This window comes from Pseudovibrio sp. M1P-2-3, assembly GCF_031501865.1.
GTDB lineage: Bacteria > Pseudomonadota > Alphaproteobacteria > Rhizobiales > Stappiaceae > Pseudovibrio > Pseudovibrio corallicola.
The window spans coordinates 3,877,501-3,904,031 of the sequence record NZ_JARRCW010000001.1; the positions used below are offsets into that span (position 1 = coordinate 3,877,501).

Here is a 26,531-nt window from a genome sequence, read left to right on the forward strand (position 1 = left end):
AGGTTGGGAGGTAACTATAAGAGCGCAACAGAAGAGTGAAATGGACAGTCCGCTCACCCTTCACCTTTCAAACCAGATTTTGCTCTTGGGGAAGAGGCAAAAGACCAGCAGGTTCATTAACACTCCAAGCACAAGACCCGAGATGGCGGACGGACTATTCAAAAGTATTTGCCAAACCAGTGGGCTCAGACCGTTAGAATGAACTGCTGAGATCGAAGAGGTAGCATATGAAGCGAATGCTGGACGGGTATGATGGAGCGGCGGTTATCCCCCTCTTCCCCTTCTTGCTCTAAGGTTGGCAAACCGGAATTGGGAAGAGACTTACTCCCGCCTGTTACCGTGAGCGGCCAGTGCTTACTCAAATGGCAGAGCATGAGCAGATTTTATGAAATGCGTACAAAGAGCGACAGGAGCGCTTCAGCCAAAACCTGCCTCCGAACAAACCGTTAGATCGAGAGTGCACTCTCAAGTTCGGGCAAAAGCTGGAATTTCACCGCAAAGTGTACGCTCAGCGACCGGCTTTGTGCGAGGAAATGTCCATATAAAAGGCCAATCAGGATCTGGCCGCGAAAGAGTAGGCCCTTTACGATCAACCTGAAACAGGACCTGAGAGGAGAGCGTGGGCCGGCTGGAGTACAGACCAAACACCCTTACCGCTCCGCACACCCGCCCGACTTATCCCCTCTCCGCAAAAGATTATCCCCCTCTCCCGTCTGGAGTGAGGGGGAGGTGGGATTGGGGTAGCGTGGTTGAAAGATACGTGTGGCCCCATGCCCATTGTTGGGGGATGGGGCCGACAGCTTTTTTTGGCGGGGTTATTGTGTGAGCGGCAGTATCTGGTCGATGGGCCGCGGGGTTGTGGCGGTGGAGGCCGGGAGTATTGGGATTGTGACGTCAGGAACCTGCCCGTTCAAGGATTCCAAGAAGGCGAGAATAGCTTCGCTTTCGTCCTCCTCCAAGCTCACACCCAGTTGGGACTCCGCCATGATCTGGATGGCGACTTTCAAATCCCAGACTTTACCGGAATGGAAGTACGGAGCAGTGAGCGCCACATTGCGCAGGGGAGCCGCTCTGAAAACGTACTCATCATCTGCAGTTTTTGTAACGGCAAAGCGGCCCTTGTCATCCAGAGGCAAGACGTCGGCGCCCGGACGTTCGATCAAGCCAAACGGATAATAGCCGTGACCACCCACATTCACTCCGCTGTGACACGCAGCGCAGCCGTTATCCATGAAGGCTTGAAGACCTTTTTGTTGCAGCGGGGACAAGGCCTCCTCGTCTCCATTCAAATAGGCATCAAACGGGGCGGGCGTGATTAAGGTTGCCTCGAAAGCTTCAATGGCCTTGGCAACATTATCAAAAGTGACGGGTGTCGTCTCTTCGGGGAAAGCTTCTTCGAACCATTTAACATACTGAGGCATGCTTTTCAGAGTTGCCACTGTATTTTCAGGGGTGTTGGCCATTTCCACACTCGCCTGAATAGGACCTTTGGCCTGCTCCTTCAGGTCACTGGCGCGCCCGTCCCAGAATTGGGCTTCGTTGAAGACGGCATTGAAAGCCGTTGGCGAATTGCGCGGTCCCTTTTGCCAGCCGTGGCCGATGGAGACCTCCATATTATCATCACCGCCCGTTGCGATGTTGTGGCAGGAATTGCAGCTGAATACACCTGAGGCAGACAGACGGGGGTCAAAGAACAGAGCTTTGCCCAGTTCTATTTTCTCTGGGGTAATGCGGTGCCCCTGCACGCTTGGAATAGTTGAGGGAAGAGGCTCGAAATAAGAGCGGGCTTCCTCCAATAACGGGCCAGCTTCGGCAAACGATACACTGGCGAGCATGACGGCTGGAATGGCAAATAGAGCTTTCATGACGTTGTCTCCCTTTAAAAAGCTCCCACAACGCCTTCAAGGTACATGTGACGATTACGTCATCCGTTGATTTAGATCAGTTCTAAGTTGCAAAAGCGAATATGTGCGTGCGACATACTGCTTCATTAGGGGAAACATGTAATTCCCAGAGACGGCCCCCTCAATCTTTAATTGTGATAAATTCCGATATACACTCAATCATCGTTATTTTAGGAGACTGCGGGATACAGTGATGAACTTTAGCTTCAAGCGTTTGACATATAACCCAATAGCCATATGGCTGATTACCTGTTTTTTAACCTACACAATCGGCCAAGTCATTTTTGCAAATTATTTCTCTCAGCTCTTCTTGAACGATGTAGGTATATGGGGGTCTCTCACAGAGCCCCAAGGCTTCTGTGGTAACTACATAGATTTGTCCAATTGGGACATTCTGGTTTGTAGAGCTTTTTATCCACTTCCAGTGGTGGTTATAGAATATATCCCACTTCTGATCATTGTGATCATCACCTGGGCTGGGATCTGGCTTTATCTGAAAAGCGATTTCCCGTTTGTTACCAGAGCTCAACGCTGGATACTAATCGCAGCCATGAGTGCCTATCACTTTTTTCTTCTCGCGATTACTATACCCAGATTTGCAGAGTTTGCTTTATTTGCCGGGCCGATCCATGGCTTTCACCCACTCCTGCCAATTGTCATAAGTGCTTCGAACTTCGCTGTCCCTCTCTTTTTCTGGTTTATTCTGGATTGGGTCACTGCCCACAACGGGGCAAAATCAGAGAGCTAAAGCGGGCAACCAATAAAAAAAGCCTTGAGGCCCCTCTAAAGAAGGCCTCAAGGCTTAAATATACTGCTTTCAAGTGGTTGGTTGAAAGTAGTTCCCGATGTTTCTTTAAATCACCCTAGGCGTTGGTGCGGGTGCGTCGGACGGCGTCTTTCCAGCCGGCCAGTTTGCGGGTGCGCTCTTCCTCGGCCATTTTTGGCTCGAAGCGCTGGTCCAGCTGCCAGCGGTTGGAGAATTCTTCCATGTCCGGCCACACACCTGCTTTCATTCCTGCCAGCCACGCAGCACCAAGGGCCGTGGTCTCCTGAACCACCGGACGGTCTACCGGTGCATTCAAGGTGTCGGAGAGGAACTGCATGGCCCAGTTGGACGCTGTCATACCGCCATCAACACGCAGAACTGTTCCATGGGCAAAAATGCCGTCCGTGTCCGCCTCTTTGGCTTCGATCAAATCAAAGGTCTGATAGCCGATGCTTTCCAAAGTTGCCTTGGAAATCTCATTCTGGCCTGTTGAGCGGGTCAACCCGAAAATTGCCCCGCGGGCGTCCGGGTCCCAATAGGGCGCGCCAAGGCCAACAAACGCCGGAACAACATAAACTTCGCTTTCAAGGTCAGCCAGTTGGGCTTTTTCCTCGGACTGCGCAGAGTTGTCGATGATTTTCAACTGGTCACGAAGCCACTGGATAGAGGCACCCGCCACAAAGATAGAGCCTTCCAGCGCATAAGTTGTTTCACCGTTCAAGCGGTAGGCGATAGTGGTCAGCAGCCGGTTCTGGGAGCGCACCAAAGACTGCCCGGTATTCAACAGGGCAAAACAGCCTGTGCCATAGGTAGACTTGATCATACCCGGTTTGAAACAGGCCTGACCAATTGTCGCCGCCTGCTGGTCCCCTGCCACGCCAAGAATTGGCAGCTCAGCGCCGAACAGGTCAGCCGGAATTGTGCCAAACTCGTCAGCGCAGTCTTTAACTTGCGGCAACATGCTCTGCGGAATATTCAGGATTTCCAGCAGCTCGCTATCCCAGCAGTTCTCTTCGATATTGAAGATCAGCGAACGAGAGGCGTTTGTAGCATCCGTCACATGGGACGCGCCGCCAGTAAAGCGCCAGATAAGCCAACTGTCCACGGTACCGAACAGAAGGTTACCAGCCTCGGCCTTTTCGCGCGCGCCTTCAACATTATCCAAAATCCAGGAAACCTTGGTGCCGGAGAAATAAGGATCAAGCAGCAGGCCGGTTTTCTTGGTGAAGGTTTCTTCCAGCCCGCGCGCTTTTAGCCCTGCGCAGAAATTGGCAGTGCGCCGGTCTTGCCAGACAATAGCGTTATAAACGGGTTTGCCGGTGGTTCTATCCCATACAACGGTGGTTTCCCGTTGGTTGGTGATGCCAACAGCTGCAATGTCTTTGGCGGAAATCTGCGCCGCGTTCAGCGCCTCGCGGCAGGTTTCAACTGTGGTCTCCCACAGGTCTTCAGGGTTATGCTCTACCCAGCCTTGATGGGGAAAGTGTTGGTCAAACTCTTTTTGACCAACCCCGACAATCTCAAAGGCATCATTGAAGATAATTGCCCGTGTTGATGTTGTGCCCTGATCAATGGCCAGAATCCAACCGCTCATCCATCCCTCCCGCAAGGCCATATGGCCCCCAATAAACCTATTTAATCTGCTTTTGGTGCCGGCCCGAATCTACCCCGGCACCATGCTCCCCACAAACTTAAGCGGCAATGCGCAATTGTTCGAGGTAGGTGCTTAGCTTATCTTGAGCTTCTTTGGCAAGGTGCAGACCCAGCTTGCTGCGACGCCACAAAATGTCCTCGGCAGTGCGAGCCCACTCGTTTTGAACCAGCCAGTCTACTTCCGCAGCATAAAGGTCGCCACCGAACTGCTCTCCAAGATCGCCATGACTTTTGGCATTTCCAAGAACCTTCCAGGCATCCAGACCATAGGCACGCAGCATGCGTTTGCTGTGTTTGTTATCCAAAAACGGATAGGAAACCATGAAGTCACGTAGTTTGCGGTCAAACTCCAATGGGCCAAAATCACCGCCGGGAAGAGACGCGCCAGCTGTCCACTTTTTCTCACCGGCCGGAAGGAAGTCCGTGAGCTTTTCAAGGGCAGATTCAGCTAGACGGCGGTAGGTCGTGATTTTGCCGCCAAAGATGTTCAAGAGGCCGGCATCACCATTTCCGCCTTCAAACTCCAAGACGTAGTCGCGGGTGGCAGCTTTTGCTTCGCTTGCGCCATCGTCATAAAGCGGGCGAACACCTGAATAGGTATGAACCACATCCTCGGGTATGACACGAGTTTCGAAATATTCGCTTACGGCATCACACAGGTACTGAACTTCTTCACCACTGATGGCAACGTCACCTGGATCACTGTCGTAATCCACATCCGTTGTACCAATAAGCGTAAATTCGTCCTGATAGGGAATCGAGAAGACGATACGACCATCTTTGTTCTGGAAGATGAAGCAACGATCGTGATTATATAGCTTTGGAACAATGATGTGGCTGCCTTTAACAAGGCGCACTTTGGAGGTGTCACTGCGGCCCAGCGCCGTGTTCAATATGTCTGCCACCCAAGGACCCGCAGCATTAACAACTGCGCGAGAGAAAATAGTCTCTTCAACATGGCTCAAAGTATCGCGAACGGTGACTTTCCAGCGTTTACCATCTTTTTCGACTTTGGTGACTTCACAATCGCGGCGAATATCTGCGCCCCGTGCTGCAGCATCACGCGCATTGAGAATAACGAGGCGCGCATCATCCACCCAGCAATCTGAGTACTCAAAGCCTTTTTTGAACAGTGGCTTCAAAGACTCGTTGTAGCGGCCTTCATCCAGCTTGACGGAAGTAGTGCCCGGCAGAAGCTTGCGGCCGCCAAGGTGGTCATAGAGAAACAGGCCAAGGCGAATAAGCCATGCAGGGCGCAGTTCTTTATGGTGAGGGAAAATGAAACGCAACGGCCATGCAATGTGCGGCGCCGCGTTGAGTAGAACCTCACGCTCGATCAAGGCTTCGCGTACAAGGCGGAATTCATAGTATTCCAGATAACGCAAACCGCCGTGGATAAGCTTGGTTGAGGCCGAGGATGTGGCGCTGGCAAAATCATTCTTTTCAGCTAGAAAAACCGAAGCACCGCGTCCGACTGCGTCCCTCGCGATACCACACCCGTTAATACCACCCCCGATAACAAACAGGTCGTAGCACTTTTCCATTTCACCCTCGTAATCTTAGCTAAATATCTGCGCTTGCTTTAAGCAATTCCCCCTACGCGTATTCTCGAAATAAAGCGAAAGAAATCGAAAGTCAACGAAACTTTTTGCGCCCTATGGGAAAAAAGCCGAACCCCTATAATTTAGCCACCTAATATCTCTGGATTAACATTTGAAGAGGTGTGCCAGACAGGATGAAACAAGGCACATACAAAAACACCCGCATAATGCGGGTGTTTTTGAAGTAAAAAGGGGCAAGCGTGAAAACGCACTCACCTAAGCTTCCGCCCCGCCCTCATCCAGATCATTCTTCCATGATCTTTTTGGAAGCTGCGGGGGAAGAGGCGCACTGCTATCTTTGGCCTGATGGTAGGTCACCTGCGGGAACGGAATTTCAATGGACTGCTCATCAAACACCTGCTTCACAATTTCATTGTACGCCCGCCCAACAGCCCACTGCTGCCCCGGCAGGGTTTTTATGCGGGCACGAATATCCACCGATGAGGCCGCAAACGTGGTTACCCCATGCATTTCGAAGACATCCACAATTCCTTCGGCAAACGACGTATTCATCAAGCGGTCAAAAGCCTCCTGCATGGCTTGTTTCGCTTTACTCACTTCAGTGTCGTAACTCACACTCATGACACACACGAAGTAAGAGAACTCCTTCATGGCGTTGGAGACCGTATCCACCGATGAGAACGGAATGGTATGGCTGACCCCCGAAAGGTCACGCAGACGGACACTGCGAATGGTCAACCGCTCCACGGTTCCAGTGATACCGCTCACCGTAACCACATCACCTTCGTTCATAGCGTTCTCTATCTGAATAAACGCCCCCGTTATCACATCCTGCACCAGCTTTTGCGCCCCGAAGGAGACTGCAAGACCAATAACCCCCGCACCGGCAATCAGCGGACCAATTTCAATTCCCAGCTCAGACAGGGCCAGCAGTGAGAAGATAACGATAAACACAATGGTAAAGGCATTGCGGAACAGGTTGTACAGCGTCACCTTGCGCGCGGTCACCCGGTACCCCTCCCGGTCCACCAGTTGAAGGTCCACCCAGGACATAGCCACCACCCAGAGAAACAGCCCCACCAGCAAGACCATAAAGGCAGAGGAGATCCGGCTGTTGAACGTACTGCCTCCCCCCTTCCAGAACCAGCTCCATATGTGGGAAGCACCCCAGATCTCGAGAATGGCAAACACCGTCAAAATAACAACGGCAATACGAAAGAGGGTCAGTAAAAAGGGAAGAAAGTAATTCAAGCGCCCTTCCAGAGAGGGTAACTTCTCCTGCATATTCTCCCCGAAGGAGATGCCTTTATTCGTGGCTTGAGAAGCTGCAAGCGCGCAGAAAACCGCCCCCAGCAGCACAATCACCGTATACAAACTTGCCCGCCCAATAAAGAAGATCGCAGTTTCCGGCTTACTCACCCACACAACAAACACCGTAATTCCATAGGCTGCAGCCAGCACTCCCCAAAAGAAGCTGAGGCTGGTGAGGATATTGGCAAGCATTCCCGGCGAAGTTTGCTGGGTAATATACTGCCGGATTGCCCTGCGCACCCGCTTGCGCGACACCCAGATGATGCTCAGGAAATAAATAAGAGTAATCAGAGCAACCGTTACCCCGACACTGCCCGCAAGGCTGGCGTTCCACTGATGGTCTACAACGGGCTTTAACAAGCCAATTCCATAGCCTAGCAGCATCACAACCACCATCAGATGTCGGACCCAATAGGTTGCCTCAAAATCTGAGAACGGGAAAATACGAAACTTGGACTTGCTGGGGGCAAAAGCGAAATTCAGCAAAATACGCATCATCTCAATGAACACAAAGGCATTGAGGGAATACTCCTCCACCACAGACATTGTGCGAATGGCAATACCTTCCACCATAGCCAGTGCGGCGATGTACCCAGCAAGCGTACCAAGCGCAACCGCGATAAAATCCATGCCCGAGCTAAACAGCAAAAATACCAGCCGCTGGGTCCACCCCTGCTCCCGCACACGCCGTTCGAAGCGTCTGGACAGCCCGCGCACCCCCTTTCGAACCAGAAAAAAGACCAGATAAGCGGAAACAAGCACACCAGCAATTTTCTGAAAACCCGCCAGAAACTGCCCCTGTTTAAAGCTCGGCTGGCCTTCCGCCAAACTTTCATAGCCGGACAACCCGACCCAAACCTGCCACCCCAGTTTTATAAGGTTGCCCGTGAAAAGATTGAACTGGGATGAGATCAAAGCGGCGATGGTTTGTTCTTCTTCCAGAAGAGAGGAACCAACCGGTTTCGCACCGCTTTTTTCGGCGCTCGTTTTCAAAAACTCTATGAGTTTCGCCCGCTCCTGCGGGTTCTCCAGAATTTTAACCAGAGCCTCGGTTGCCACCTCTGGGCTTTGAGCTGTTTCAGCCGGCTTGGCCTCCTGCGAATGAGCCATCCCCCCCATGGAAAGGGTCAGAAATATGTAAAATGCGAAACTCAGAAAAAAACGCATGGACCCTCAATACCTAGATCATACTATAAAAAGGAATAGAGCGGGCTTCACATGTTGGCCGGGTGCATGCACCACAACATAGGAAAACGCGCAGAAACATCTTTTCCTCTACCGCCTCAACCAGAACAACTCAAGCGCTAAGTGCCGCGCCTCATACACCATCTCAAGACCTGCTGCACTCAACTTTTCACAGCGAGGACTTATCAGATATCCGCCAGATACCAATCTGCATTATTGCAAACCTATTGGGCTCCTTCTGGACTCTGGCTCATTGGCCGGGATGACGGCGAAATGTGTGGCCAGATCTGGTAAATCCCTTAGGGCCATACTGGACAAGCGAAGCTCCGATCCGGTATCCAGACCATAAACTAACGACTATACTTTATGGCTGCTGTTATTAGTCATTCGTTCAAACGGAATACGTCATATCTTGGAGGTTTGTTTTCCTGACAAGGAGCCAAACACTCTTCACATTGCGCTACTAAGGTGACCTGCCCTATCAGAGCGCAAGGCCAGATGGCTCACACGGGGCTGTTCCCACCTCCAGCGGTTCAAGAACCTCTAGCGTGTGCGCACGCTAAAAGCATTAACGCTCGCCTAGCGGCTGGCTATGCGGCTTTTTTCAGGTTCGCCTATGGTCAGGTCGTGGTCTGTATTGGGGTCACGCTCGCGCAGCTGTTCGCGCTCGTCCATAAGCTCGACTTTACGCAGTTCCTCTGTCGCGTCGTCCAGTTCGCCTTTTGCTTTCACCAGTTGTTCTTGCAGGTCTTTGGCGGAGTTAAGAATGTTATCACGGCGCTGGGCTGCGGCCCTTGCAACTGTGGGATAGGCAAAGTGCGTTACATCGTCGATCCCAACCCGATTTTGTTCCTCGGTAATCTGGTTGTGCAACTCGGCGGCCATCTGCTCGAATTCAGAGAGCATGGTTTCAATCTGTTCCACGCGCCTGCTTTTTTCCTCAACGTTGAACTGCTTTAACTTTAAAAGTCCTTCACGCTTTTTCATAGGCATCTCTCCAGTCATTCCTCTAGCCTACGCCATAGTCATTTCCAAAGTATTGGCGCACACCGGGTTTTTAAATCTCAACGCTATTGACCACCCAACTAAAGATTGAGTGAGATGCGTACATTCAATTCACTCCAAGTATTCATGGGTCTCCTTTTTAAAGCTCTGTTCTTGTTAATGGCTAAAATTTCCGCCATCACACGACCCGTATCGGCTCTCTCGCCAGCACCTGTATTTTAAGCATGATCAAGTAAACACGGTTCTACTCAAGCCAGAATTCTATGAATAAAAACCATTTACAATTGATAAATGGCCCCATCACTTCGAAAAACTGAGAAATTTTTCCATTTATTTTCGTGCCAAGCAAAAACTTATATTAATTTCCCCTAGGGCATAAAGAGTTAACAAGAAGCGGGATTAACCTCTTCTTCCCTAACGTTAATTTCAAAATCCAACTGATTCGGTTTTTCTCTCGTTTTGAAGTGTTACCAAGTATCTGCTCAAGAAATATTCCACACAGTAACTGATCATTTACTCTTATGTTTAATCCTATTGTGGAGAGAAATGGCGTAACCGACTTAAAGTCTCTGTAATCGTTACGTAAGGAAGAGGAAAACGGGAAACTCATTAACTTAATATTTAGGAATGAAACTTCCCGAAGTTGCATAGCAAAAGTTAACATCTGGGTAAGGTTGTACCCAGAAGAGTGCTCTCCTTTTCCTCAAAATGCTTGCAGGGGCAAATTGAGTTCTGTTAACCATATTAATATTGGTTAAAACTTGGGTTATCAGTATTCCTTTGCATCGGTTCGCGTTATTGGCCGGCGCGATTGCCCGGGATAGGCAACACGAGGGGACTATCATGCGTGTTTTGTTGATTGAAGATGACAGTGCAACGGCGCAAAGTATTGAGCTGATGCTAAAATCTGAAAATTTCAATGTTTATACAACTGATCTTGGTGAAGAAGGTATAGATCTTGGAAAGTTGTATGACTATGACATAATTATGCTAGACCTTAACTTGCCAGACATGTCCGGCTATGAGGTTTTGCGCACCCTGAGGGTTTCCAAGGTCAAAACACCTATTCTTATTCTCTCCGGCCTTGCCGGAATAGAAGACAAGGTGCGCGGTCTTGGTTTCGGGGCAGACGACTACATGACCAAGCCATTCCACAAGGATGAGCTGATCGCCCGTATTCATGCCATTGTGCGCCGCTCTAAAGGCCATGCACAATCTGTGATCGTGACCGGCGATTTGACTGTGAATCTTGACACAAAGACGGTTGAGGTTGGTGGGCAGCGGGTGCACCTGACAGGAAAAGAGTACCAGATGCTGGAACTTCTTTCCCTGCGAAAAGGAACCACTCTCACCAAAGAGATGTTCCTGAACCACCTTTATGGCGGTATGGACGAGCCGGAACTCAAAATTATCGATGTGTTTATTTGTAAGCTGCGCAAGAAGCTTGCCTCTGCCACATCTGGCAAAAACTACATCGAAACCGTATGGGGCCGCGGATATGTTCTGCGAGAGCCTGAGGAAAAAGCCGCCTGACGCGACCGCCTATCCCCTATTAAAAAACCTCGCAAATTCTGCGAGGTTTTTTATTGCTCATGATGCAAGTCGCAAATCCGGCCCAGCTCTACCCTATGGCATTGAGGCGGCTGCGTACCTGTTCGATCGGCGACAAGCCGAGCTGCTTGGATTGTTTGGGCCGGTACAGCCCGCGTAAGTTGGGTACAGGCTCAAAGCAATCTGTCAGCCCCACAACGGTTTCCGCAGCTCCCAGCACCAGATAACCGTCCGCAGGCATTTGCCGTGAGATCTTTTGCAACACTTCGATTTTCGTTGCCTGATCAAAGTAGATCAGAACATTACGGCAAAAGACAATGTCGAACTCGCCGAGCCCTGCAAAGCTGTCCAGAAGGTTCATCTTCTTCCACTGCACCATGGACCGCAGCTCCGGTGCAATCTGCCACAGCTCTTCTTGCTGGGTGAAGTACTTCAAAAGCATCTGGATAGGCAGGCCGCGCTGTACTTCAAACTGGCTGTAAATGCCGGAGCGAGCTTTCTCCAGAACTTCCTTTGAAAGGTCAGTACCCACAATATCGAAGTTGAAGCCTGCGGTTCTCGCCTTCATTTCCTTGAGGGTCATGCACAAAGAATAGGGTTCTTGCCCCGTAGACGCTGCCGCGCACCAGATTCGGATACGCTTGCGTGCCTCTCTGCTTTTCAGCATGGCAGGCAGCATTTCCGCCTTGAAGTGCTCGAAAGGCGTTTTATCGCGGAAGAAGAACGACTCGTTAGTCGTCATGGCTTCCACTACATCTTCTTGCAGCTCCCGTGTACCGGGTTTACGAAGCGTGCCGATCAGTTCTGACAGGGAACTGAACTCCCGCCGTCTGACGATCGGAACGAGGCGGCTTTCCACCAGATACTGTTTTTCATCGGAGAGCACCAGACCGGAGCGGCTCATCAGAAAAGTTCTCAAAAACTCATAGTCTTGAGGGGTCATCTGACCTTCCCTCCTATAATGCTGGCAAGACGGGGACCGATTTTGTCCAACGGCAAGATTTCACTGCAACTTCCAGCCTTGACTGCCGCTCCCGGCATACCCCACACAACACTGCTTTCCTCGTCCTGCGCAATCACACTGCCACCCTTATCTGCAATAAACACGGACCCTTTGGAACCATCTGCTCCCATGCCAGTGAGAACCAATGCCAAGACACCGGAACCGAACACTTCGGCAATACTTTCAAACAGCGGGTCAACAGAGGGCCGGCAGAAATTGATGGGTGCCGTTTCATCCAGCAACACAACTGCCCGGCCGTCTTTCGCACCCACACGCATATGATAGCCACCGGGGGCTACATAGATGTGGCCAGCTTTCAACGGCTCCTCGTGTTCTCCCTCTTTGGCCGGTATTCCCACACTCTTGCCAAGATGCTCAGCCAGAATGGTCGTGAACGTCCGTGGCATATGCTGGGTTATGAGAATGGGAAGGCTTTTAACCCTTGGCCCCATGTTCTCAAGAACCGAATGCAGCGCCTGAGGTCCGCCTGTTGAACTGCCAATGGCAAGCACCTTGGGCAGAACAGGAGACATGGAACGCAGCGAATAGTTTTCATCGCCGTGCTGTGCCTTTGCCTTTTGCAAGGCAAGGCGCGGATTGAGGCGGTAGGAATTCTGAGGTGCAGCCGAGGGGCGAAGACCTGTTGTCTCCGCTCTCATGCGCCGTTGCGGCAGGCTCGAAGCCCTTAATGATGCACGCCTGAGCTTGCGTGCTCCAAGTGAGCGGACCTTTTGCAAAAGCTCGCGGCGAAAATCCAAAGAAGAGGCCGCCTGACTGGAGCTTTCCGGCTTTGCCACATAATCGGTTGCCCCCAAAGACAGCGCCCGCATGCTGACTTCTGCGTTGCGGCGGGTCAGCGTGGAGGCCATGATAACGGTGAGGCCCCTTTTCTTGGCAAGGATAAGAGGAAGAGCTGTCAGCCCGTCCATCACCGGCATTTCAATATCCAGAATGACCACATCCGGATCACTTTTTTCGATATCATCGGTTGCCAATTTGCCATTTCGATGGGTGGCAACCACCTGCATATCCGGATCTTCCTGAATCCATCTGCTGATCAATCCCCTGATGACGGCGGAATCGTCAACAATCATAACCTTGATTGAAGCATCAGCAGAGGCACCGGAATTTATCGTTTTTCTTTGTGTGCCAAGCATTACTCGTTAGCCTATTCCCACTTAAACCAGACCAACTTCCTGGAACTTGGCTTCTATAATCTCACGGTCAAAAGGTTTCATGATATATTCGTTGGCACCGGCACGAATGGCCTTGGTAATGTGGGCCACATCATTTTCCGTGGTGCAGAACACGACGATGGGATCATCGCCCCCGTCCTCTTCACGCAACTTTGTCAGGAATTCCAACCCGTCCATAACCGGCATATTCCAGTCCAGAAGAATGGCATCAGGCATACTCTCCTTGCAAAGATCCAGCGCCTTTTGACCATCTGCGGCCTCGGAGGTGGTAAAATTCAGGTCCTCGAGAATTCGTTTCGCCACTTTTCTTATGACGTTTGAATCATCAACAACAAGGCAATGTTTCATCTAGATATACTCTTACTAAGTAGGATGATGCTTCAATTAGGCGGCTTTTGGCTCGATCAACGAGGTGAGAAGTCTGTCCACATCCAACACCACCATGAGCTGGCCGGAAAGACGGTGTACACCGCCTGAAATTTCCGCCCAATGCGCATCGAGGTTGGAGGGGTTTTCTTCCATTTCCTGCTTTGCAAGACTGAGGACCTCACCTACGGAGTCAATAACGAGACCAAAGGATTCACCTTTGTACTCGATGCCAACAGCCATCATGCCTTCTTCATTGGCCAACGGTTCCAAATTCAACCGTCGGCGCATGTTGATTGCGGTCACAACACGGCCACGTAGGTTCAGGACCCCTTCCACCTCTGGCGGTGCCAAAGGCACACGGGTGACCTTTTCCGGTACAAATACGTCATGAACCTGCGCGATCGGTATACCAAACAGCTGCCCGCCAATAACCACAGTCACAAACTGCACAGTTTCGCCTGAGCCCTGCACTGTTTCACCAGCGCCTATTGCATGCCCATTACTCATGCTGCCACCTCGATTTCTCCGGTTAACACGTCTTTCAGGGAAGCAATCAGTCCCGGTCTGTCAAACTTGGCCACATAATCGTCAAAGCCCGCTTTTCTACCCTTCTCGATGGAAGACGGCGTCACAACGGCTGACAGGGCAATGATTGGAAGGTTGCGGAACCGGTTATCACGGCGCAAAGTTTCGCAAAGCTCGAAGCCGCTGATCTCCGGCATTTCGATATCGGTCACGATGGCCCCGAAGGTGGCTCCCTTCTCCAGCACTTCAAACGCGGCTGCTGCATTCTCGCATACGGTTACCTTGTAACCGGCGGCTTTAAGAACAGGGGTCAGCATGTTGCGGAAGAAGGCACTGTCATCAATGAACAGGAGATCACGGGAGGCTTCCGCCTCGTGAATTTCCTTGCGCGCAAACCAGTCATCAAACGCCAGTGGCAGGAAGTGTCCCAGATCGACAATTTCCGTTGCCTTGCCCTTGATGATGGCAGAGCCAAGAACTCCCGGCGTTTCAGAAGCCACTTCAATCTGCATCCGGTCTTCCACGATGTCCACGATTTCATCGACAACCAAGCCCATGGAGCGGCCGAGGTCGGAGAACACCAGCATGGACTGGGTGCCCTCTTCTTTGCGCTGCAATTTCTCGTCGATGTAAACAAGTGGCATGAGCGAGCCACGATACTGGACAAGATCGCGATAGTTGGAGCGTTCGATTTTCGAGACTTCGAACTCTTCCAGACGTGTAACAAGAGACAGAGGAACCGCTTTTGGTTCTGCAGTTCCGGCACGGAACAGGAGAAGCGACATTGGCGCATCCATATCCTGAGCCGTGATATCATCCTCTGCAACACTCTCTTCAACCATAGAGCTGGAGCCATGGCTGGCCATTGCGGCTGCAACGCCGTTCGGGTCGATAATCATGATCACCGCCCCGTCACCCAAAATGGTATTGCCCGAGAACATGGTCAGATTACGCAGCATGGAGGACATGGGTTTGACCACGATTTCCTCTGTATGGAACACTGCGTCCACAACCACACCAAAGGTCTGGGCACCCACCTGCATGACAACAATAAAGCCATGCTCTTCGTCAAAGTCCTCTTCGGCTTTTACGCCCAGAAGCTGAGACATGTGCACCAGTGGCAACAGCTTGTTACGCAGGCGCAAGACAGAGCGATCCTTGATCCGCTCGATTTTGTGCTCGGAATTGGACTGAACCCGCACAAGTTCCACCACAGACATTTGCGGAATGGCGAAGCGGTCGCCGCCACTCTCCACAATCAAGGTGGATACAATGGCAAGGGTCAGCGGAATCTTGATGATAAATGTAGACCCCTTGCCCTGAATGGAGCGAACATCCACAGACCCGCCGATCTGCTCCACATTGTTGCGCACAACATCCATTCCAACGCCGCGACCGGACACACTGGTGACGGACTGCGCGGTGGAGAAGCCAGCGGCAAAAATGAACTTGAAGATCTGGTGATCAGACATCTTGTCCAGTTCAGCCTCGGTGGTCAGGCCGTTGCCCAGCGCTTTTTCCTTGATCCTCTCAAGGTTCAGGCCGCGCCCGTTATCCTTGACCTCGATCAGGATATGGCCACCTTCATGATATGCGGAAAGAGTGATTGTGCCCTTGGCCGGTTTACCGGCGGCAACACGCTCATCCGGCCCTTCCAGACCGTGGTCCGCAGAGTTGCGGATCATGTGGGTGAGCGGATCCTTGATCAGCTCAAGCACTTGCCTGTCCAGCTCGGTGTCAGCGCCAATCATGTCAAGATCGATCGGCTTGTTCAGTTCCTGCGAGAGATCGCGCACAATGCGCGGCAGCTTCTGCCATGCGTTGCCAATGGGCTGCATGCGGGTTTTCATAACCCCTTCCTGCAGCTCGGCCGTCACATTGGAAAGACGCTGCAAAGGCACCTTGAATTCACTGTCCTCATGACGGCGAACGATTTCCAGAAGCTGGTTACGGGTAAGAACCAGCTCTGAAACCATTGTCATAAGGTTTTCAAGAGTCTCAACAGCAACGCGAATCGACTGGTTGGAAACGCTTTGGCCACCCTTGCCATTCGGCTTTTTCGCTTGGGCAGGGGCTGCGGCCTTCTCTGGCTCTGCTGGTGTTTGCTCTGCCGGGGCTAAAGCTGTTTCTTCTTCAGGCTCCTCTTCACTTGGCAGCTCAATTTCCACGTCAGCTTCCTGAAAGGCGCGCTCCAGCTCATCCAAGGACACTTCACCGGGACGAAGAGGTCGCTCCAGTGTTTGCACGAGAAGAGGATCTTCGTCCTCGTCAAACCCTTGATCCAGCTCTCCTCCCATTTCGGCGGAAAGAGAAAGACGCTCCAACTCACTGATCAGATCGTTGTCTGTCCCTTCAGGTTCAACACCCTCGGCCATTTCAAGATCTGTGAGAATATCTTTAATGCGGTCAATCGAATTCAAGATAAGCGAGACAGCCTCAGGCGTAACCGGCACCCCATCTCGGAATTTCCCCATAAGGGTTTCCGCAGCATGCGCAATGGCTTCCAGACGAGGCAGGCCAAGGAATCCGCAGGTTCCCTTAATGGTGTGAACCAAGCGAAAAATATTATCCAGAATACTCGCATTGTTGGGATCTTGCTCGAATTTGACCAGTTCAACATCAACAACATCGAGACTTTCATTAGTCTCAGTGAGAAACTCTCTGAGAAGATCGTCCATTCGTCACACCTGCTTACACTTAATACTTGCCCTGAATCACCAAGGACCGACTCTTGATAATTTTGACATGATTTTTAAGTGAAACAGTTAATATACATTGAAGAACTGTTAATAATGCCCACTATAAAGTCGGGATTGGATGCGCGATGCAAGTTATTTCATCAGACTTTTCGGTAAGCTCCAGCCTCAAGCCCTCTTCTTTCGCAAGCAAACGCGTATAGATAGGCTGAACTGAATGCGCATCAATCCTTTCTGGAGCATCACCGGAAAGTACACTGGAAATCACTTGTGCGACCCTTGCATTTTTCCCCTTTGCGACCAGTTTGAACATCCTTTGGCCGTTCAAACCCTCACTGGTGACCGTAATGACACCGCCCCGAGGAACGCATTGGTTAATAGTTAGCAACAGATTTAAAAGAAGTTTTACCTGATTTTTTGGCAGAAGAATCCGTTCCAGCTGCCAGTCCAGCTCCGCCTTTTCGTTTTCCATGAAACCTGCGGCAACTGCATGGGCGTCTCCCAAGTCAATTTCGGAACCAGCTGACCCTGCGGCCCCGAATGCAAGGCGGGCAAATTGCAGTTTAGCAGAGGCTTGCCGTGCCGACTTGCGGATAAGATCCATTGCAAAGTCGGCCATATCTTCGTTGCCCTCCTCATCGAGGACCTCAAGGCCATTGGTGATGGCCCCAACAGGGCTGATGATGTCGTGACACACACGACTGGCAACCAATGCAGTGAGATCCAGGGAGGAGAGTTCTTCTAAAACAGCCATTTTTGCCCCATGATACCTGTTTTAAAGGCATGTAAACGATTCATTAACCACAATGCAGGGTTACATAAGCTGGGGGCGAATGCCAAGGCCTGTTAACCAATTGTAAAGAATTTATTGGTGTGGCGAACCCCTATTGAAACCACAAAGAGATATCAGCCCACGATTCATGTCCCCCTTAATTCAGCGAGTTCCCTTGCGCACCCCCTGAGAGATCACCTGTAAATTCACAGAAAACCTCAAAATACACAGGAAACATTTGAATTTATGAGAAATAAGGGGCAAGAGCCGCATATATTACCATAAATCAGATTTAAAACTCGAATCACTTTCTAACGGGAATGGGCTCGCTCTGAAGACATTCAGTCCATTTCTACTGATTTGAGTGATAATTATTTTGAGGGTCGACATTATGAAATACAGCCCCAGACACACGACTGGATACTTGGCAGCCTTCTTGATGGTGCTGGCGATGGTTGCCACAACCGTTTCCACCGCATCTGCGCAACAGGCAACAGACCAGCGCACTTATAGCGAGAATGATATTGTAGAAGCTGGACACCACTTTTTCGGGTCCATCTCTTCCGGTTTGGCGAAAGTGGTTGAAAAGGCCGTCCAGAAATATGGCGAGCCAAACGGGTACATTCTGGGCGAAGAAGGCTCAGCTGCCTTTTTTGCAGGTGCCAGCTACGGCGAAGGCCAGTTGTTTACGCGCAATGCAGGAACCCACACAATTTTCTGGCAAGGCCCATCCATCGGCTGGGACATGGGCGGCAATGGCAGCCGTGTGATGATGCTGGTTTATAACCTGCCCAACGTGGACAGCATGTTCAAGCGCTACGTGGGAGCCAAAGGTTCTGCTTACATGGTTGGCGGCTTTGGAATGCAGGCCCTTTCCAACAGCAATGTGGTTGTTGTGCCGGTGCGTGCCGGTGTTGGCGCCCGCCTTGGTGTGAATATGGGTTACCTGAAATTCACCCGTACACCTACATGGAACCCCTTCTGATTGATTTGCCTTTACGATAGATTTAAATTCTAGTGATTGTTTAGGGGAGCAGTTGCTTTTTAGCGCTACACTGCACCTTGAACCATCCACCAACCAGAAGAACTGGGCATTCTGTGTGATTGAAAAAGCGCTCTATATAGGACTAGGCGTTCTTACCGCCTCTTTATTGTATCTGGCGCTTCTTCCGCTCTTCTGGGCACGAGCTGTACGCTTGACCAAGAAAGCGATCGAAGCATCCAATCCCGTCAGTTACGCGAGAAACTCTATGGCAAGGGACCATATGAGAGCCCAGTTCGCCATAGAACGGCGACAACTGGAAGCCTCACTGGATGTCGCCCATGAGCGGCTGACAAAAACCCGCGCCGCTTTAAATGTAAGCGAGGCCCAGAGCCTTGCCCAAACCGAGGAAATACGCTCCCTTAGGAACGATCTGGCACTGGCCAAGAAAAAGGGCGGGCTCAAGCTCTTGCGTAAACGCAAGAAAGCTGAGGGGGCGGCGGATCTGGATTTTTCTGCAATTGATGCGGAAGCGGGAAGTGCTCAGGTCATTCAGTTGCGCTCGGAGCAGCCGATGCCTGCCGAACCTGAAACACAGGAAAGCGCGCTGGCAGCTTTGGCTTCGGCTATCTCCAAAGAAGTTGAGGAAATTTCCTCTGAATCCCATCGCATTTACTCCCCCACCTCACCGGAAGAGGCCGTGGAAAAGGCGTCAGAAGCCTTTAACCGGCTCAAGGACAAATACTCGGCAATTCAGGAAGAGCGGGACCAACTCCGGCAACAGATCTCCCACGCGGAGCAGCCTCAAGGCCATGCACCCGCGCAAGAACAACCAGAAGCTTTCAAGCAGCAAGTCTTTATGTCACATAAAAATATAGATAATGATCATCAAAATGAATCGGGTGCCGAAATGCAGGCACTTCTTGATGACCTTACTCGAAAGATATCCAGTTTTTCAGAGGAAGGCTCGACCGGTTCCGAGCACCAAGCCTTGCGCGAAGAACTGCAGCAGGTGGCGGCAAAGCTTGCAGCCCATATTCTTGATGAGAGCACAGAGCTGCCACCCCGTCTGAACCAGCTTGTCGAAGAACTGGACACGGCTAAAACCGCCTCCTCTTCCAAGCTGGATAAATCGCCCACAGAGCAGATTTCACTGGTGGAGCGCATATCGAACCTGAGAAAGGCGGGAGGGCACTAATCCCTCCCCCAACTTTTCATCAGGCCTCATTCACATCCATCTTCATGGCTTCGATCAGGCGTACTTCATGCTCCTTTAGAAGCTTCCTGAAGTCCTTACGTTCCAGCTCGTCCAGAACCAGATAATCAATCTGCCGGATATGACCAATGCGAACAGGGGCTGTGCGGTCGAACTTTGTTGAATCTGCCACCAGAATAACCTGACGTGCATTTTCAATAATGGCTTGCGCAACTTTCACTTCGCGAAAATCGAAGTCGAGCAGGCCGCCATCCGCATCAATGGCCGAGCTGCCGATGATCGCAAAGTCCACCTTGAACTGTTTGATAAAATCAACGGCGGCCTCCCCCACGATCCCGCCATCGGAAGAGCGGACAACGCCGCCAGCCATAATCACCTCAATTTCTGGAAACGGGCGCAGTGTGCCCGCCACATTGAGGTTGTTTGTAATCACCATCAAGTCGTGATGGCGCACAAGCGCCCGGGCTACAGCCTCGGTGGTGGTTCCAATATTCACAAACAAAGAGGCACCATTGGGAATAAGACTGGCAGCGGCCTGCCCGATCTCTTCCTTTTCAGCACCAGCAATATCCTTACGCGCGGTGTACCCTACATTCTCCACCCCGTAGGCAGGTAGGGCTCCCCCATGAACACGGGCCAGAAGCCCTTGCTCGCAAAGCTCATTCAAATCCTTGCGGATGGTTTGCGGACTGACGGAAAACTTTGTCGCCAGATCATCAACCTCCACCTTTCCCGACTTACGAGCTATCTCCAAAATTGAATTGTGGCGCGCCACCAACATCATAAACAGACCTCTAGAATTTTTCGGGAACCTCAAAAGGTCCTCTCATTTTTCCACGCATTCAGCGAAGTGCTAAGAAGTCACAGTTTTTCCCTGCAAGATTTCGACTATTCTCCCTCTTGCATCCTCCCCTTAGGCATGCGTACAACTACGTTAATAATGGGGTATAACCAAGTCCCCTTCAAAAATTTCGCAACTATACACAGGCCCTGTTTATCCATTAGGAGAACATAAACTATGTATATAAGCGAAAGTCAGGTTTCGGGAAGAAGGGCAAACTTGATATGAGTAGCGATCCTATGCGTACCAAACGGTCGTCACATTCAAACCACCACACAGCCAAACGGCCATCCAGCGGGCCTGTGCAGGCGGATAGTCAGCTGTCCGTGCATGACAGTCTTGAAGACATTCGGGAGATGAACCAGCAGTTGGCGCAGTCTCTTGAAGTTTCTGTGAAAAACCGCGCCCACACTCCGGAAAAAGAACCATTGTGGAGCGATGTGGACGAGGAAACAAAAGAGCATCACTTAGGTGCAGGGCTCAACGGGCGCTGGTTCTAGCATCAACTTTGCTGAATTTCAGCCCCAGCTGCACGCAGCTTTATGTTTTGGCGCGTATCCTATTGAAGGACACTCTTATAGTTCGATGGATACGCCCTGAAGCACGACTTTTTCACCATAAACCAAGCGGCAAAGCATAAGCAAAGGCAGACCAAGAAAAGATCTCAAAATAACTAGATTGCATCGAGGGAAGAGAAAATGGTACGCCCAAGGGGAATCGAACCCCTGTTTCCGCCGTGAAAGGGCGGCGTCCTAACCGCTAGACGATGGGCGCACACTAAAGGCCATATGACGACCTTTGAACCGCAAAAAAGAAATGGTACGCCCAAGGGGAATCGAACCCCTGTTTCCGCCGTGAAAGGGCGGCGTCCTAACCGCTAGACGATGGGCGCACACTACAACACTTTAAGGTGCTGTTCTTGATCAACAAAACTTTGGTACGCCCAAGGGGAATCGAACCCCTGTTTCCGCCGTGAAAGGGCGGCGTCCTAACCGCTAGACGATGGGCGCCTAAGCTTCGCTGTTCGCGATGTGCGGGTGTTTAATCACTTCCCGCGGGCTTGGCAAGCCCCCTCAAAGGGAGATAATCACTTTTTCCCACTTATCTTGCCATAAAATCTGTTTTACCGAGAATTTTTCCCGTAACAGGGTCAATATACACAAGCGATTGTGCAGAATCTTTATTTATAAGCAGGATAAGGCGGCCATCTTGGTTGGTGACGCTCAACACACGGGCATTTTGACCAATAGCCACAGTTGCCGCGATATTATCTCCCGACAGATTGGTATTTCTAGCGTTTAGCTTGTAGAAGATGGCAGCAAAGACGGCTATGAGGCCGATGACCATCACAAGACTGGACCCCATTAACAGCCGACGCAGTTTATGCTGCACACTGGCCATGGCAGGATCCAGCGGTGCGTCCTGCTGGTTCTCGGTGCTGTCATTAACAGGATTTGGCATGAACAATAACTCTCCAAATGGCATTGAGCCGTGTAATATAGTTGAAGACATGGGCGCTAACGCACCTGAGTGCATAACAGCCGAAGCAAAGGACAAGGGAAAACGCCTTGATGCTTTCCTTGCTGCCCGCTTTGACGACATCAGCCGCAACCGGATTCAAGCTCTCATCAAATCCGGACAGGTCTCCATTTCTGGGCGCAACGTAGTCGAGCCCAAAACGCGGGTCAATGAAGGAGATGTAGTTACACTCAATGTTCCAGAAGCGGAACCGGCTGAACCCCAGCCCCAAGACATTCCTCTAGACATTGTCTATGAGGATGAAGACCTGATCGTGATCAACAAGCCAGCAGGGCTTGTGGTTCACCCCGGAGCTGGCAATCCCGATGGAACGCTGGTCAACGCACTTTTGCACCACTGCGGCTCTTCCCTTTCCGGCATTGGCGGCGTCAAGCGCCCCGGCATTGTGCACCGTCTGGACAAAGACACCACGGGCCTTTTGGTAAGTGCCAAAAATGATATGGCGCATCAGGGCCTTGCGGACCAGTTTGCCGACCATGGCCGTACCGGACCACTGGAGCGGGCCTATAAGGCTATTGTCTGGGGTGCTCCTGCCTCCCCTTCGGGAACCATTGATGCCAATCTGGCGCGGTCGGTTGCCAACCGGCAGAAGATTGCTGTTGTCAAAACAGGCGGGCGCACCGCCATTACTCACTGGCAGGTTCAAGAGCGTTTTGGACCGGAGGACGCAGCCCCTGTTGCGAGCCTTGTGGAATGCCGTCTGGAGACAGGAAGAACCCACCAAATTCGTGTTCACATGGCCCACATCAGCCACCCGCTCATGGGAGACATGGATTACGGTGCTGGTTTCAAGACCAAGTTCAACCGTTTTGAAGAACCGCTCAAATCTCTTGTCGGGAATTTTAAAAGACAAGCACTTCATGCAGGTTTGCTTGCTTTTTCACACCCCAGAACCGGCGAATTGATGCGATTTGAATCTCCTATTCCGCACGACCTCACACAAATTTTACAATCCCTACGAAAAATTTAGATCAAAAACTCATGTATTGAGGTAGTTTTAACGCCATACTATCCCCATATTAAGCGTTCATGTCTAATTTGGGTTTTCCAGGCACGCTCATAGTGAGGTGCATCAAGTGTTCGCCAATAAGCGCCTAGCAAGGGGCTAGCAGGGTTCACGTGTTTATGGAGGGGTGCATAAATGGCCCAGAATGTCCCGGCTCTGTCCAATAGTGAAGGACTGAGCCGCTACCTCGATGAAATTCGTAGGTTTCCAATGTTGCAGCCGCAGGAAGAGTACATGCTCGCCAAGCGCTTTAAAGAGCATGACGATGCTTCTGCGGCTGAAAATCTTGTCAATTCCCACCTGCGCCTTGTCGCAAAAATCGCTATGGGTTACCGCGGTTACGGCCTGCCTCTGGGAGAAGTTATCTCCGAGGGAAATGTGGGCTTGATGCAGGCTGTGAAGAAATTCGAGCCGGATAAAGGCTTCCGCCTTGCCACCTATGCCATGTGGTGGATCAAGGCTTCCATTCAAGAATATATTTTGCGTACGTGGTCTCTTGTAAAAATGGGGACAACGGCAAACCAGAAGCGCCTGTTTTTCAACCTGCGCCGGTTGAAGGGTAAAATTCAGGCTCTGGATGATGGGGATTTGCGTCCCGACCAGATTAAGCAAATTGCCACTACCTTGGGCGTGCACGAAAGTGAAGTGGTTTCCATGAACCGCCGCCTTGGTGGAGATGCTTCGCTCAATGCGCCGCTGCGCTCTGATGAAGGCGATTCCGGCGAGTGGCAGGACTGGCTGGTGGACGACGCAGACACGCCAGAAACCAACTTTGCAGAGCAAGAAGAGCTGGATACACGGCGCACAATGCTCAAAGACGCAATGGCTGTTTTAAATGAACGCGAGCAACGCATTTTCACTGCGCGCCGCCTCTCTGAAAAACCGTTGACGCTTGAAGAGCTTTCCTCCGAGTTTGGTGTGAGCCGCGAGCGTGTGCGCCAGATTGAAGTACGCGCCTTTGAAAAAGTGCAAAAAGCGGTTCAGGAAACTGCGATGGCCATGCAGGAAGCAAATGAGAAGCAGATAGAAGCTCATTAAGCCGGCCTTGCAGATTCGACCTAAAGAGATCACAAAGTTGTTCCCGATTTACGCCTCTCCTAGACTGTAGGAGGGGCGTATTTTTTTAAGATTCCTTCGTTTCGTAAATGAGACGCCCCGCGCTCTGCAGCGTATCTCCAAAAAGTGGATACCGGTTTTTTAGATAAAGGTACGCGCGCATAAAGAATTAAAGCGGTGAAGTGTTTTTAACTCGAACACAAACCGTTTTAGGGCAAGCCACACGCACGGTGAGCGAGGTACATGGTGGACGGGTCGGGATCGAGACTAAAAAAGCTCAAGGTGTTTAGCTGCTGTATAGCAAGCATCTTCCTAATATTTTCAAGCCTGTTGCGGCTGACATCTCCCGCATTTATTGAAACATTGCTTGATTATGATCTTACTCTCCTTTTCCCAGTCACTTCCTGGAAAAGCGAAACCCATGAGACACCGGCGCCACCCGTTCTCACCATTTTGATGGAAGAGGAACAGCAAGAAGCAGTCTCCCCTTATCATTCCACCCGAGCCCATATGGGAGAGCTGATTGAACTTGCAGCCCAAGCTGGCGCAAAGCAGATTGTTCTGGATGGCGACCTTTCCATACCTGACCCCACCTCCCCCATCCATTTGGACTGGCTCTATAAAAAATTCCAGCAAAGGGGAGAGCTTGGCTTGCTTCCCCCCTCTTCACTGCCCGATCATGACCTTATTCTAGCGGGCAAACTTAAGCAGTATTCGGTTATCATTGATGGAAAAGGTGCTCTGGATATCTTCAAGGACCCAAAGGTTGGGCTGGCAGATTTCCCGTGGCTTTCAAGCCACTCCTCCAACTACCCACTGGTTTATGAGGAACGCCCGAGCATGCCGCTTGTCCTTGCCAGCCAGTTGATGAGTAAGCCACTTGCCATCTTTGGAGGGCAAAAACCGCCAAGCCCGGAAGAGCGCTTGAATCAAGGCTTCTTCGCAAGCCATCCGCTTGAAATCATGTTGGGCGGACAGCTGCTTCCCCTAACCCGCTTTCACAGTTTTTTACTCGCCAGCTCAAGCACTCCGCCCTCTTCGGTGTTCACCAGTACCCAGCTTCTATCTGAAAATGCCCGCGAGGATTTCCTAAAAGTTGCAGGGGGGGCAGTCGTCCTCATTGGCTCGAACCAAAGAAATACGCTCACCCACGCAAGCGCTCTTTCAGCACTTCTTACACAAACCTATCTGGAACGGCCCGTTTGGATTACCTCCGCAGAAGCAGCACTCACCTTTGTTCTGGGAGCCTTCGCGCTGCTCTGCATTGGCCTTTTATCGCCGATCAAAGCCATTCCGCTTATTTCAGGCGCCATAATGGTGAGCCTCTCAACAAGTGGTTATTTCTATTTTTCAAAATCCACCCTGCTTGACCCTCTTTATGCGGTAATCACGGCGCTGGTGTGCATTGTCATCGCTCAGGCTTTCTATGCGGTTGGAAAATACAGAACACTACAGGAGCTAAAGCGACTGCTAGGCTCATCGCTGGCAACCAAAGCCCTTGGCAAACTCATGCTCACGAACAGGACAAGCCTTTTGGACAACCGGAAAGAGGAAGTGACTGTTTTAAGAGTTGGCCTGAGTGAGCTGTCAAGCTTGGAAAAACACCTGAACGCTTCCCAACTGCTTGTGGTTTCCAACACTTTGCTCACCATGCTGGGCCGGTGCGTTCAGCGCTTTGACGGGTGTGTGGACACGCTGCGACCCTGCGGTCTTGTGGGTTTATGGAACGCCCCCTTGAAAGACGCCAATCACGCATCCCTTGCCTGCCGTGCTGCTCTTCAGATGCAACAAAAGCTGGATCTTTACAATCAACGGGACATGTTTCACCTTAAAGCCAATGGGCTTGATGAGCTCAAGCTCGCCATAACCATTTCCATTTACACGGGGCCAGCCGCTGTTGGCAATGTGGGAACCATGGATCGGTATAAGTATGGGGCCCTCGGTCATATTGTTGAACAAACAGAGGATTTGATTAGCGCGGAAAGTTCGCTGACTGGCTTTTCAGTTGTGAGTGAGAGGACGCGTGCCCTTGCCCCCGAACTGGCACTTCTGGAGCTGCCCATGCGCCTTATGCCCATCCCCTTACGTCAACACCTCCACTATCTTTTAGCGGGCGATGCTTCGATTGCATTCTCTGAAAAATTTCTGGGCCAGAAAATGCGGCACAGGGCACTGGTTGAAGCTTTGAAAAAAGGCCCTCAAAAAGACATTAGAGAAGCCATTGAAATATGTCAGGCCCATTCAGAAGGTTCGCTTCTGGCCTTTTACAACGCCCTAATGGAAACACTGGGGCGGGATGTGATGATGACCCGCAAGGACCTGGTTCTGGTGAAATGACAGCGCTCTTGACCATCTCAAAAGCGCTGCCAACTATCATCTGCTTTTACCTATTT

Annotated in this window: 22 protein-coding genes and 3 tRNA genes; 8 read left to right on the forward strand and 17 right to left on the reverse strand. The window is 51.1% G+C overall.

Translation table 11 applies throughout. The features are described from left to right. Window positions 1-185 precede the first annotated feature (185 nt). Both P6574_RS17010 and P6574_RS17015 read right to left on the reverse strand, forming a co-directional pair. Window positions 186-374: a hypothetical protein gene (locus P6574_RS17010; protein ID WP_310621442.1), complete on the reverse strand. Its 189-nt coding sequence runs from the start codon at window positions 372-374 to the stop codon at window positions 186-188. A gap of 441 nt (window positions 375-815) precedes the next feature. Continuing rightward, entirely contained in the window at window positions 816-1,865 is a 1,050-nt protein-coding gene (locus tag P6574_RS17015; protein ID WP_310621443.1) for a cytochrome-c peroxidase, read from the reverse strand. A gap of 232 nt (window positions 1,866-2,097) precedes the next feature. Here P6574_RS17015 and P6574_RS17020 point away from each other — a divergent pair, with 232 nt between their 5' ends. Beyond that, window positions 2,098-2,652 (forward strand): hypothetical protein, encoded by a 555-nt coding sequence (locus tag P6574_RS17020; RefSeq protein WP_310621444.1) that lies wholly within the window; start codon window positions 2,098-2,100, stop codon window positions 2,650-2,652. 115 nt (window positions 2,653-2,767) lie between these two features. On the opposite strand, the gene glpK is transcribed toward P6574_RS17020, so the two are convergent. From glpK to P6574_RS17040, 4 genes are all read right to left on the reverse strand, one after another. Then, entirely contained in the window at window positions 2,768-4,264 is a 1,497-nt protein-coding gene (gene glpK, locus P6574_RS17025) for a glycerol kinase GlpK (RefSeq protein ID WP_310621445.1), read from the reverse strand. A gap of 97 nt (window positions 4,265-4,361) precedes the next feature. After that, the gene (glpD, locus tag P6574_RS17030; RefSeq protein ID WP_310621446.1) at window positions 4,362-5,867 is read right to left on the reverse strand and encodes a glycerol-3-phosphate dehydrogenase; all 1,506 of its coding nucleotides are present in this window, start codon (window positions 5,865-5,867) and stop codon (window positions 4,362-4,364) included. 273 nt (window positions 5,868-6,140) lie between these two features. Further along, window positions 6,141-8,363 (reverse strand): mechanosensitive ion channel domain-containing protein, encoded by a 2,223-nt coding sequence (locus tag P6574_RS17035; RefSeq protein ID WP_310621447.1) that lies wholly within the window; start codon window positions 8,361-8,363, stop codon window positions 6,141-6,143. A gap of 597 nt (window positions 8,364-8,960) precedes the next feature. Beyond that, window positions 8,961-9,368 carry a flagellar export protein FliJ gene (locus P6574_RS17040; RefSeq protein ID WP_310621448.1) on the reverse strand — a complete coding sequence of 136 codons (408 nt, stop codon included), beginning with the start codon at window positions 9,366-9,368 and terminating at the stop codon, window positions 8,961-8,963. An 861-nt stretch (window positions 9,369-10,229) separates the two neighbouring features. On the opposite strand from P6574_RS17040, the gene ctrA reads away from it, so the two are divergent. Then, window positions 10,230-10,919, forward strand: coding sequence for a response regulator transcription factor CtrA (gene ctrA, locus P6574_RS17045; protein WP_310621449.1), 690 nt, complete (start codon window positions 10,230-10,232; stop codon window positions 10,917-10,919). Between the two features lie 88 nt (window positions 10,920-11,007). Here ctrA and P6574_RS17050 read toward each other — a convergent pair whose 3' ends face one another. From P6574_RS17050 to chpT, 6 genes are all read right to left on the reverse strand, one after another. Further along, on the reverse strand, window positions 11,008-11,880 hold the full coding sequence (locus tag P6574_RS17050; protein WP_310621450.1) for a CheR family methyltransferase: 873 nt from the start codon (window positions 11,878-11,880) through the stop codon (window positions 11,008-11,010). Next, window positions 11,877-13,097: a protein-glutamate methylesterase/protein-glutamine glutaminase gene (locus P6574_RS17055; RefSeq protein WP_310621451.1), complete on the reverse strand. Its 1,221-nt coding sequence runs from the start codon at window positions 13,095-13,097 to the stop codon at window positions 11,877-11,879. Before P6574_RS17055 ends, P6574_RS17050 begins: the two co-directional genes overlap by 4 nt. Window positions 13,098-13,118: 21 nt before the next feature. Continuing rightward, the gene (locus tag P6574_RS17060) at window positions 13,119-13,484 is read right to left on the reverse strand and encodes a response regulator (protein ID WP_310621452.1); all 366 of its coding nucleotides are present in this window, start codon (window positions 13,482-13,484) and stop codon (window positions 13,119-13,121) included. A 36-nt stretch (window positions 13,485-13,520) separates the two neighbouring features. Continuing rightward, window positions 13,521-14,012, reverse strand: a complete 492-nt coding sequence (locus P6574_RS17065; protein ID WP_310621453.1) for a chemotaxis protein CheW — start codon at window positions 14,010-14,012, stop codon at window positions 13,521-13,523. Further along, window positions 14,009-16,708, reverse strand: coding sequence for a hybrid sensor histidine kinase/response regulator (locus tag P6574_RS17070; protein WP_310621454.1), 2,700 nt, complete (start codon window positions 16,706-16,708; stop codon window positions 14,009-14,011). The genes P6574_RS17065 and P6574_RS17070 overlap by 4 nt, the downstream gene beginning before the upstream one ends. Window positions 16,709-16,829: 121 nt before the next feature. Next, window positions 16,830-17,480, reverse strand: a complete 651-nt coding sequence (chpT, locus tag P6574_RS17075) for a histidine phosphotransferase ChpT (protein ID WP_310621455.1) — start codon at window positions 17,478-17,480, stop codon at window positions 16,830-16,832. A 409-nt stretch (window positions 17,481-17,889) separates the two neighbouring features. Between chpT and P6574_RS17080 the strand changes: the two genes are divergently transcribed. Together P6574_RS17080 and P6574_RS17085 are read left to right on the forward strand one after the other, a co-directional pair. Continuing rightward, a complete protein-coding gene (locus P6574_RS17080) occupies window positions 17,890-18,483 on the forward strand; it encodes a DUF1134 domain-containing protein (protein ID WP_405048110.1) in 594 nt (197 codons plus the stop codon). 52 nt (window positions 18,484-18,535) lie between these two features. After that, window positions 18,536-19,678 carry a coiled-coil domain-containing protein gene (locus tag P6574_RS17085; protein ID WP_310621456.1) on the forward strand — a complete coding sequence of 381 codons (1,143 nt, stop codon included), beginning with the start codon at window positions 18,536-18,538 and terminating at the stop codon, window positions 19,676-19,678. A gap of 19 nt (window positions 19,679-19,697) precedes the next feature. On the opposite strand, the gene P6574_RS17090 is transcribed toward P6574_RS17085, so the two are convergent. Continuing rightward, the gene (locus tag P6574_RS17090) at window positions 19,698-20,480 is read right to left on the reverse strand and encodes a DeoR/GlpR family DNA-binding transcription regulator (RefSeq protein ID WP_310621457.1); all 783 of its coding nucleotides are present in this window, start codon (window positions 20,478-20,480) and stop codon (window positions 19,698-19,700) included. Window positions 20,481-20,761: 281 nt separating this feature from the next. Here P6574_RS17090 and P6574_RS17095 point away from each other — a divergent pair, with 281 nt between their 5' ends. Beyond that, the gene (locus P6574_RS17095; RefSeq protein ID WP_310621458.1) at window positions 20,762-21,037 is read left to right on the forward strand and encodes a hypothetical protein; all 276 of its coding nucleotides are present in this window, start codon (window positions 20,762-20,764) and stop codon (window positions 21,035-21,037) included. Window positions 21,038-21,236: 199 nt separating this feature from the next. On the opposite strand, the gene P6574_RS17100 is transcribed toward P6574_RS17095, so the two are convergent. The 4 genes from P6574_RS17100 to P6574_RS17115 form a co-directional block, all read right to left on the reverse strand. After that, window positions 21,237-21,311: transfer RNA gene (locus P6574_RS17100), tRNA-Glu, on the reverse strand. 43 nt (window positions 21,312-21,354) lie between these two features. Next, window positions 21,355-21,429, reverse strand: a tRNA-Glu gene (locus tag P6574_RS17105). 43 nt (window positions 21,430-21,472) lie between these two features. After that, a tRNA-Glu gene (locus tag P6574_RS17110) sits at window positions 21,473-21,547 on the reverse strand. A 91-nt stretch (window positions 21,548-21,638) separates the two neighbouring features. Next, the gene (locus P6574_RS17115) at window positions 21,639-21,998 is read right to left on the reverse strand and encodes a hypothetical protein (protein WP_310621459.1); all 360 of its coding nucleotides are present in this window, start codon (window positions 21,996-21,998) and stop codon (window positions 21,639-21,641) included. 49 nt (window positions 21,999-22,047) lie between these two features. Between P6574_RS17115 and P6574_RS17120 the strand changes: the two genes are divergently transcribed. From P6574_RS17120 to P6574_RS17130, 3 genes are all read left to right on the forward strand, one after another. Next, window positions 22,048-23,046, forward strand: a complete 999-nt coding sequence (locus P6574_RS17120; protein ID WP_310622185.1) for an RluA family pseudouridine synthase — start codon at window positions 22,048-22,050, stop codon at window positions 23,044-23,046. 171 nt (window positions 23,047-23,217) lie between these two features. Then, window positions 23,218-24,120 carry an RNA polymerase sigma factor RpoH gene (gene rpoH, locus P6574_RS17125; protein WP_310621460.1) on the forward strand — a complete coding sequence of 301 codons (903 nt, stop codon included), beginning with the start codon at window positions 23,218-23,220 and terminating at the stop codon, window positions 24,118-24,120. A gap of 348 nt (window positions 24,121-24,468) precedes the next feature. Continuing rightward, the gene (locus P6574_RS17130) at window positions 24,469-26,475 is read left to right on the forward strand and encodes a hypothetical protein (protein WP_310621461.1); all 2,007 of its coding nucleotides are present in this window, start codon (window positions 24,469-24,471) and stop codon (window positions 26,473-26,475) included. Window positions 26,476-26,531: the final 56 nt, after the last annotated feature.

What these genes read in the sequence shown, in the direction of transcription:
- P6574_RS17010 (WP_310621442.1), bottom strand. Translation starts at nt 374, where the DNA reads ATGCTCTGCCATTTGAGTAAGCACTGGCCGCTCACGGTAACAGGCGGG.
- P6574_RS17015 (WP_310621443.1), bottom strand. Translation starts at nt 1,865, where the DNA reads ATGAAAGCTCTATTTGCCATTCCAGCCGTCATGCTCGCCAGTGTATCG.
- P6574_RS17020 (WP_310621444.1), top strand. Translation starts at nt 2,098, where the DNA reads ATGAACTTTAGCTTCAAGCGTTTGACATATAACCCAATAGCCATATGG.
- glpK (WP_310621445.1), bottom strand. Translation starts at nt 4,264, where the DNA reads ATGAGCGGTTGGATTCTGGCCATTGATCAGGGCACAACATCAACACGG.
- glpD (WP_310621446.1), bottom strand. Translation starts at nt 5,867, where the DNA reads ATGGAAAAGTGCTACGACCTGTTTGTTATCGGGGGTGGTATTAACGGG.
- P6574_RS17035 (WP_310621447.1), bottom strand. Translation starts at nt 8,363, where the DNA reads ATGCGTTTTTTTCTGAGTTTCGCATTTTACATATTTCTGACCCTTTCC.
- P6574_RS17040 (WP_310621448.1), bottom strand. Translation starts at nt 9,368, where the DNA reads ATGAAAAAGCGTGAAGGACTTTTAAAGTTAAAGCAGTTCAACGTTGAG.
- ctrA (WP_310621449.1), top strand. Translation starts at nt 10,230, where the DNA reads ATGCGTGTTTTGTTGATTGAAGATGACAGTGCAACGGCGCAAAGTATT.
- P6574_RS17050 (WP_310621450.1), bottom strand. Translation starts at nt 11,880, where the DNA reads ATGACCCCTCAAGACTATGAGTTTTTGAGAACTTTTCTGATGAGCCGC.
- P6574_RS17055 (WP_310621451.1), bottom strand. Translation starts at nt 13,097, where the DNA reads ATGCTTGGCACACAAAGAAAAACGATAAATTCCGGTGCCTCTGCTGAT.
- P6574_RS17060 (WP_310621452.1), bottom strand. Translation starts at nt 13,484, where the DNA reads ATGAAACATTGCCTTGTTGTTGATGATTCAAACGTCATAAGAAAAGTG.
- P6574_RS17065 (WP_310621453.1), bottom strand. Translation starts at nt 14,012, where the DNA reads ATGAGTAATGGGCATGCAATAGGCGCTGGTGAAACAGTGCAGGGCTCA.
- P6574_RS17070 (WP_310621454.1), bottom strand. Translation starts at nt 16,708, where the DNA reads ATGGACGATCTTCTCAGAGAGTTTCTCACTGAGACTAATGAAAGTCTC.
- chpT (WP_310621455.1), bottom strand. Translation starts at nt 17,480, where the DNA reads ATGGCTGTTTTAGAAGAACTCTCCTCCCTGGATCTCACTGCATTGGTT.
- P6574_RS17080 (WP_405048110.1), top strand. Translation starts at nt 17,890, where the DNA reads ATGAAATACAGCCCCAGACACACGACTGGATACTTGGCAGCCTTCTTG.
- P6574_RS17090 (WP_310621457.1), bottom strand. Translation starts at nt 20,480, where the DNA reads ATGATGTTGGTGGCGCGCCACAATTCAATTTTGGAGATAGCTCGTAAG.
- P6574_RS17095 (WP_310621458.1), top strand. Translation starts at nt 20,762, where the DNA reads ATGAGTAGCGATCCTATGCGTACCAAACGGTCGTCACATTCAAACCAC.
- P6574_RS17115 (WP_310621459.1), bottom strand. Translation starts at nt 21,998, where the DNA reads ATGCCAAATCCTGTTAATGACAGCACCGAGAACCAGCAGGACGCACCG.
- P6574_RS17120 (WP_310622185.1), top strand. Translation starts at nt 22,048, where the DNA reads ATGGGCGCTAACGCACCTGAGTGCATAACAGCCGAAGCAAAGGACAAG.
- rpoH (WP_310621460.1), top strand. Translation starts at nt 23,218, where the DNA reads ATGGCCCAGAATGTCCCGGCTCTGTCCAATAGTGAAGGACTGAGCCGC.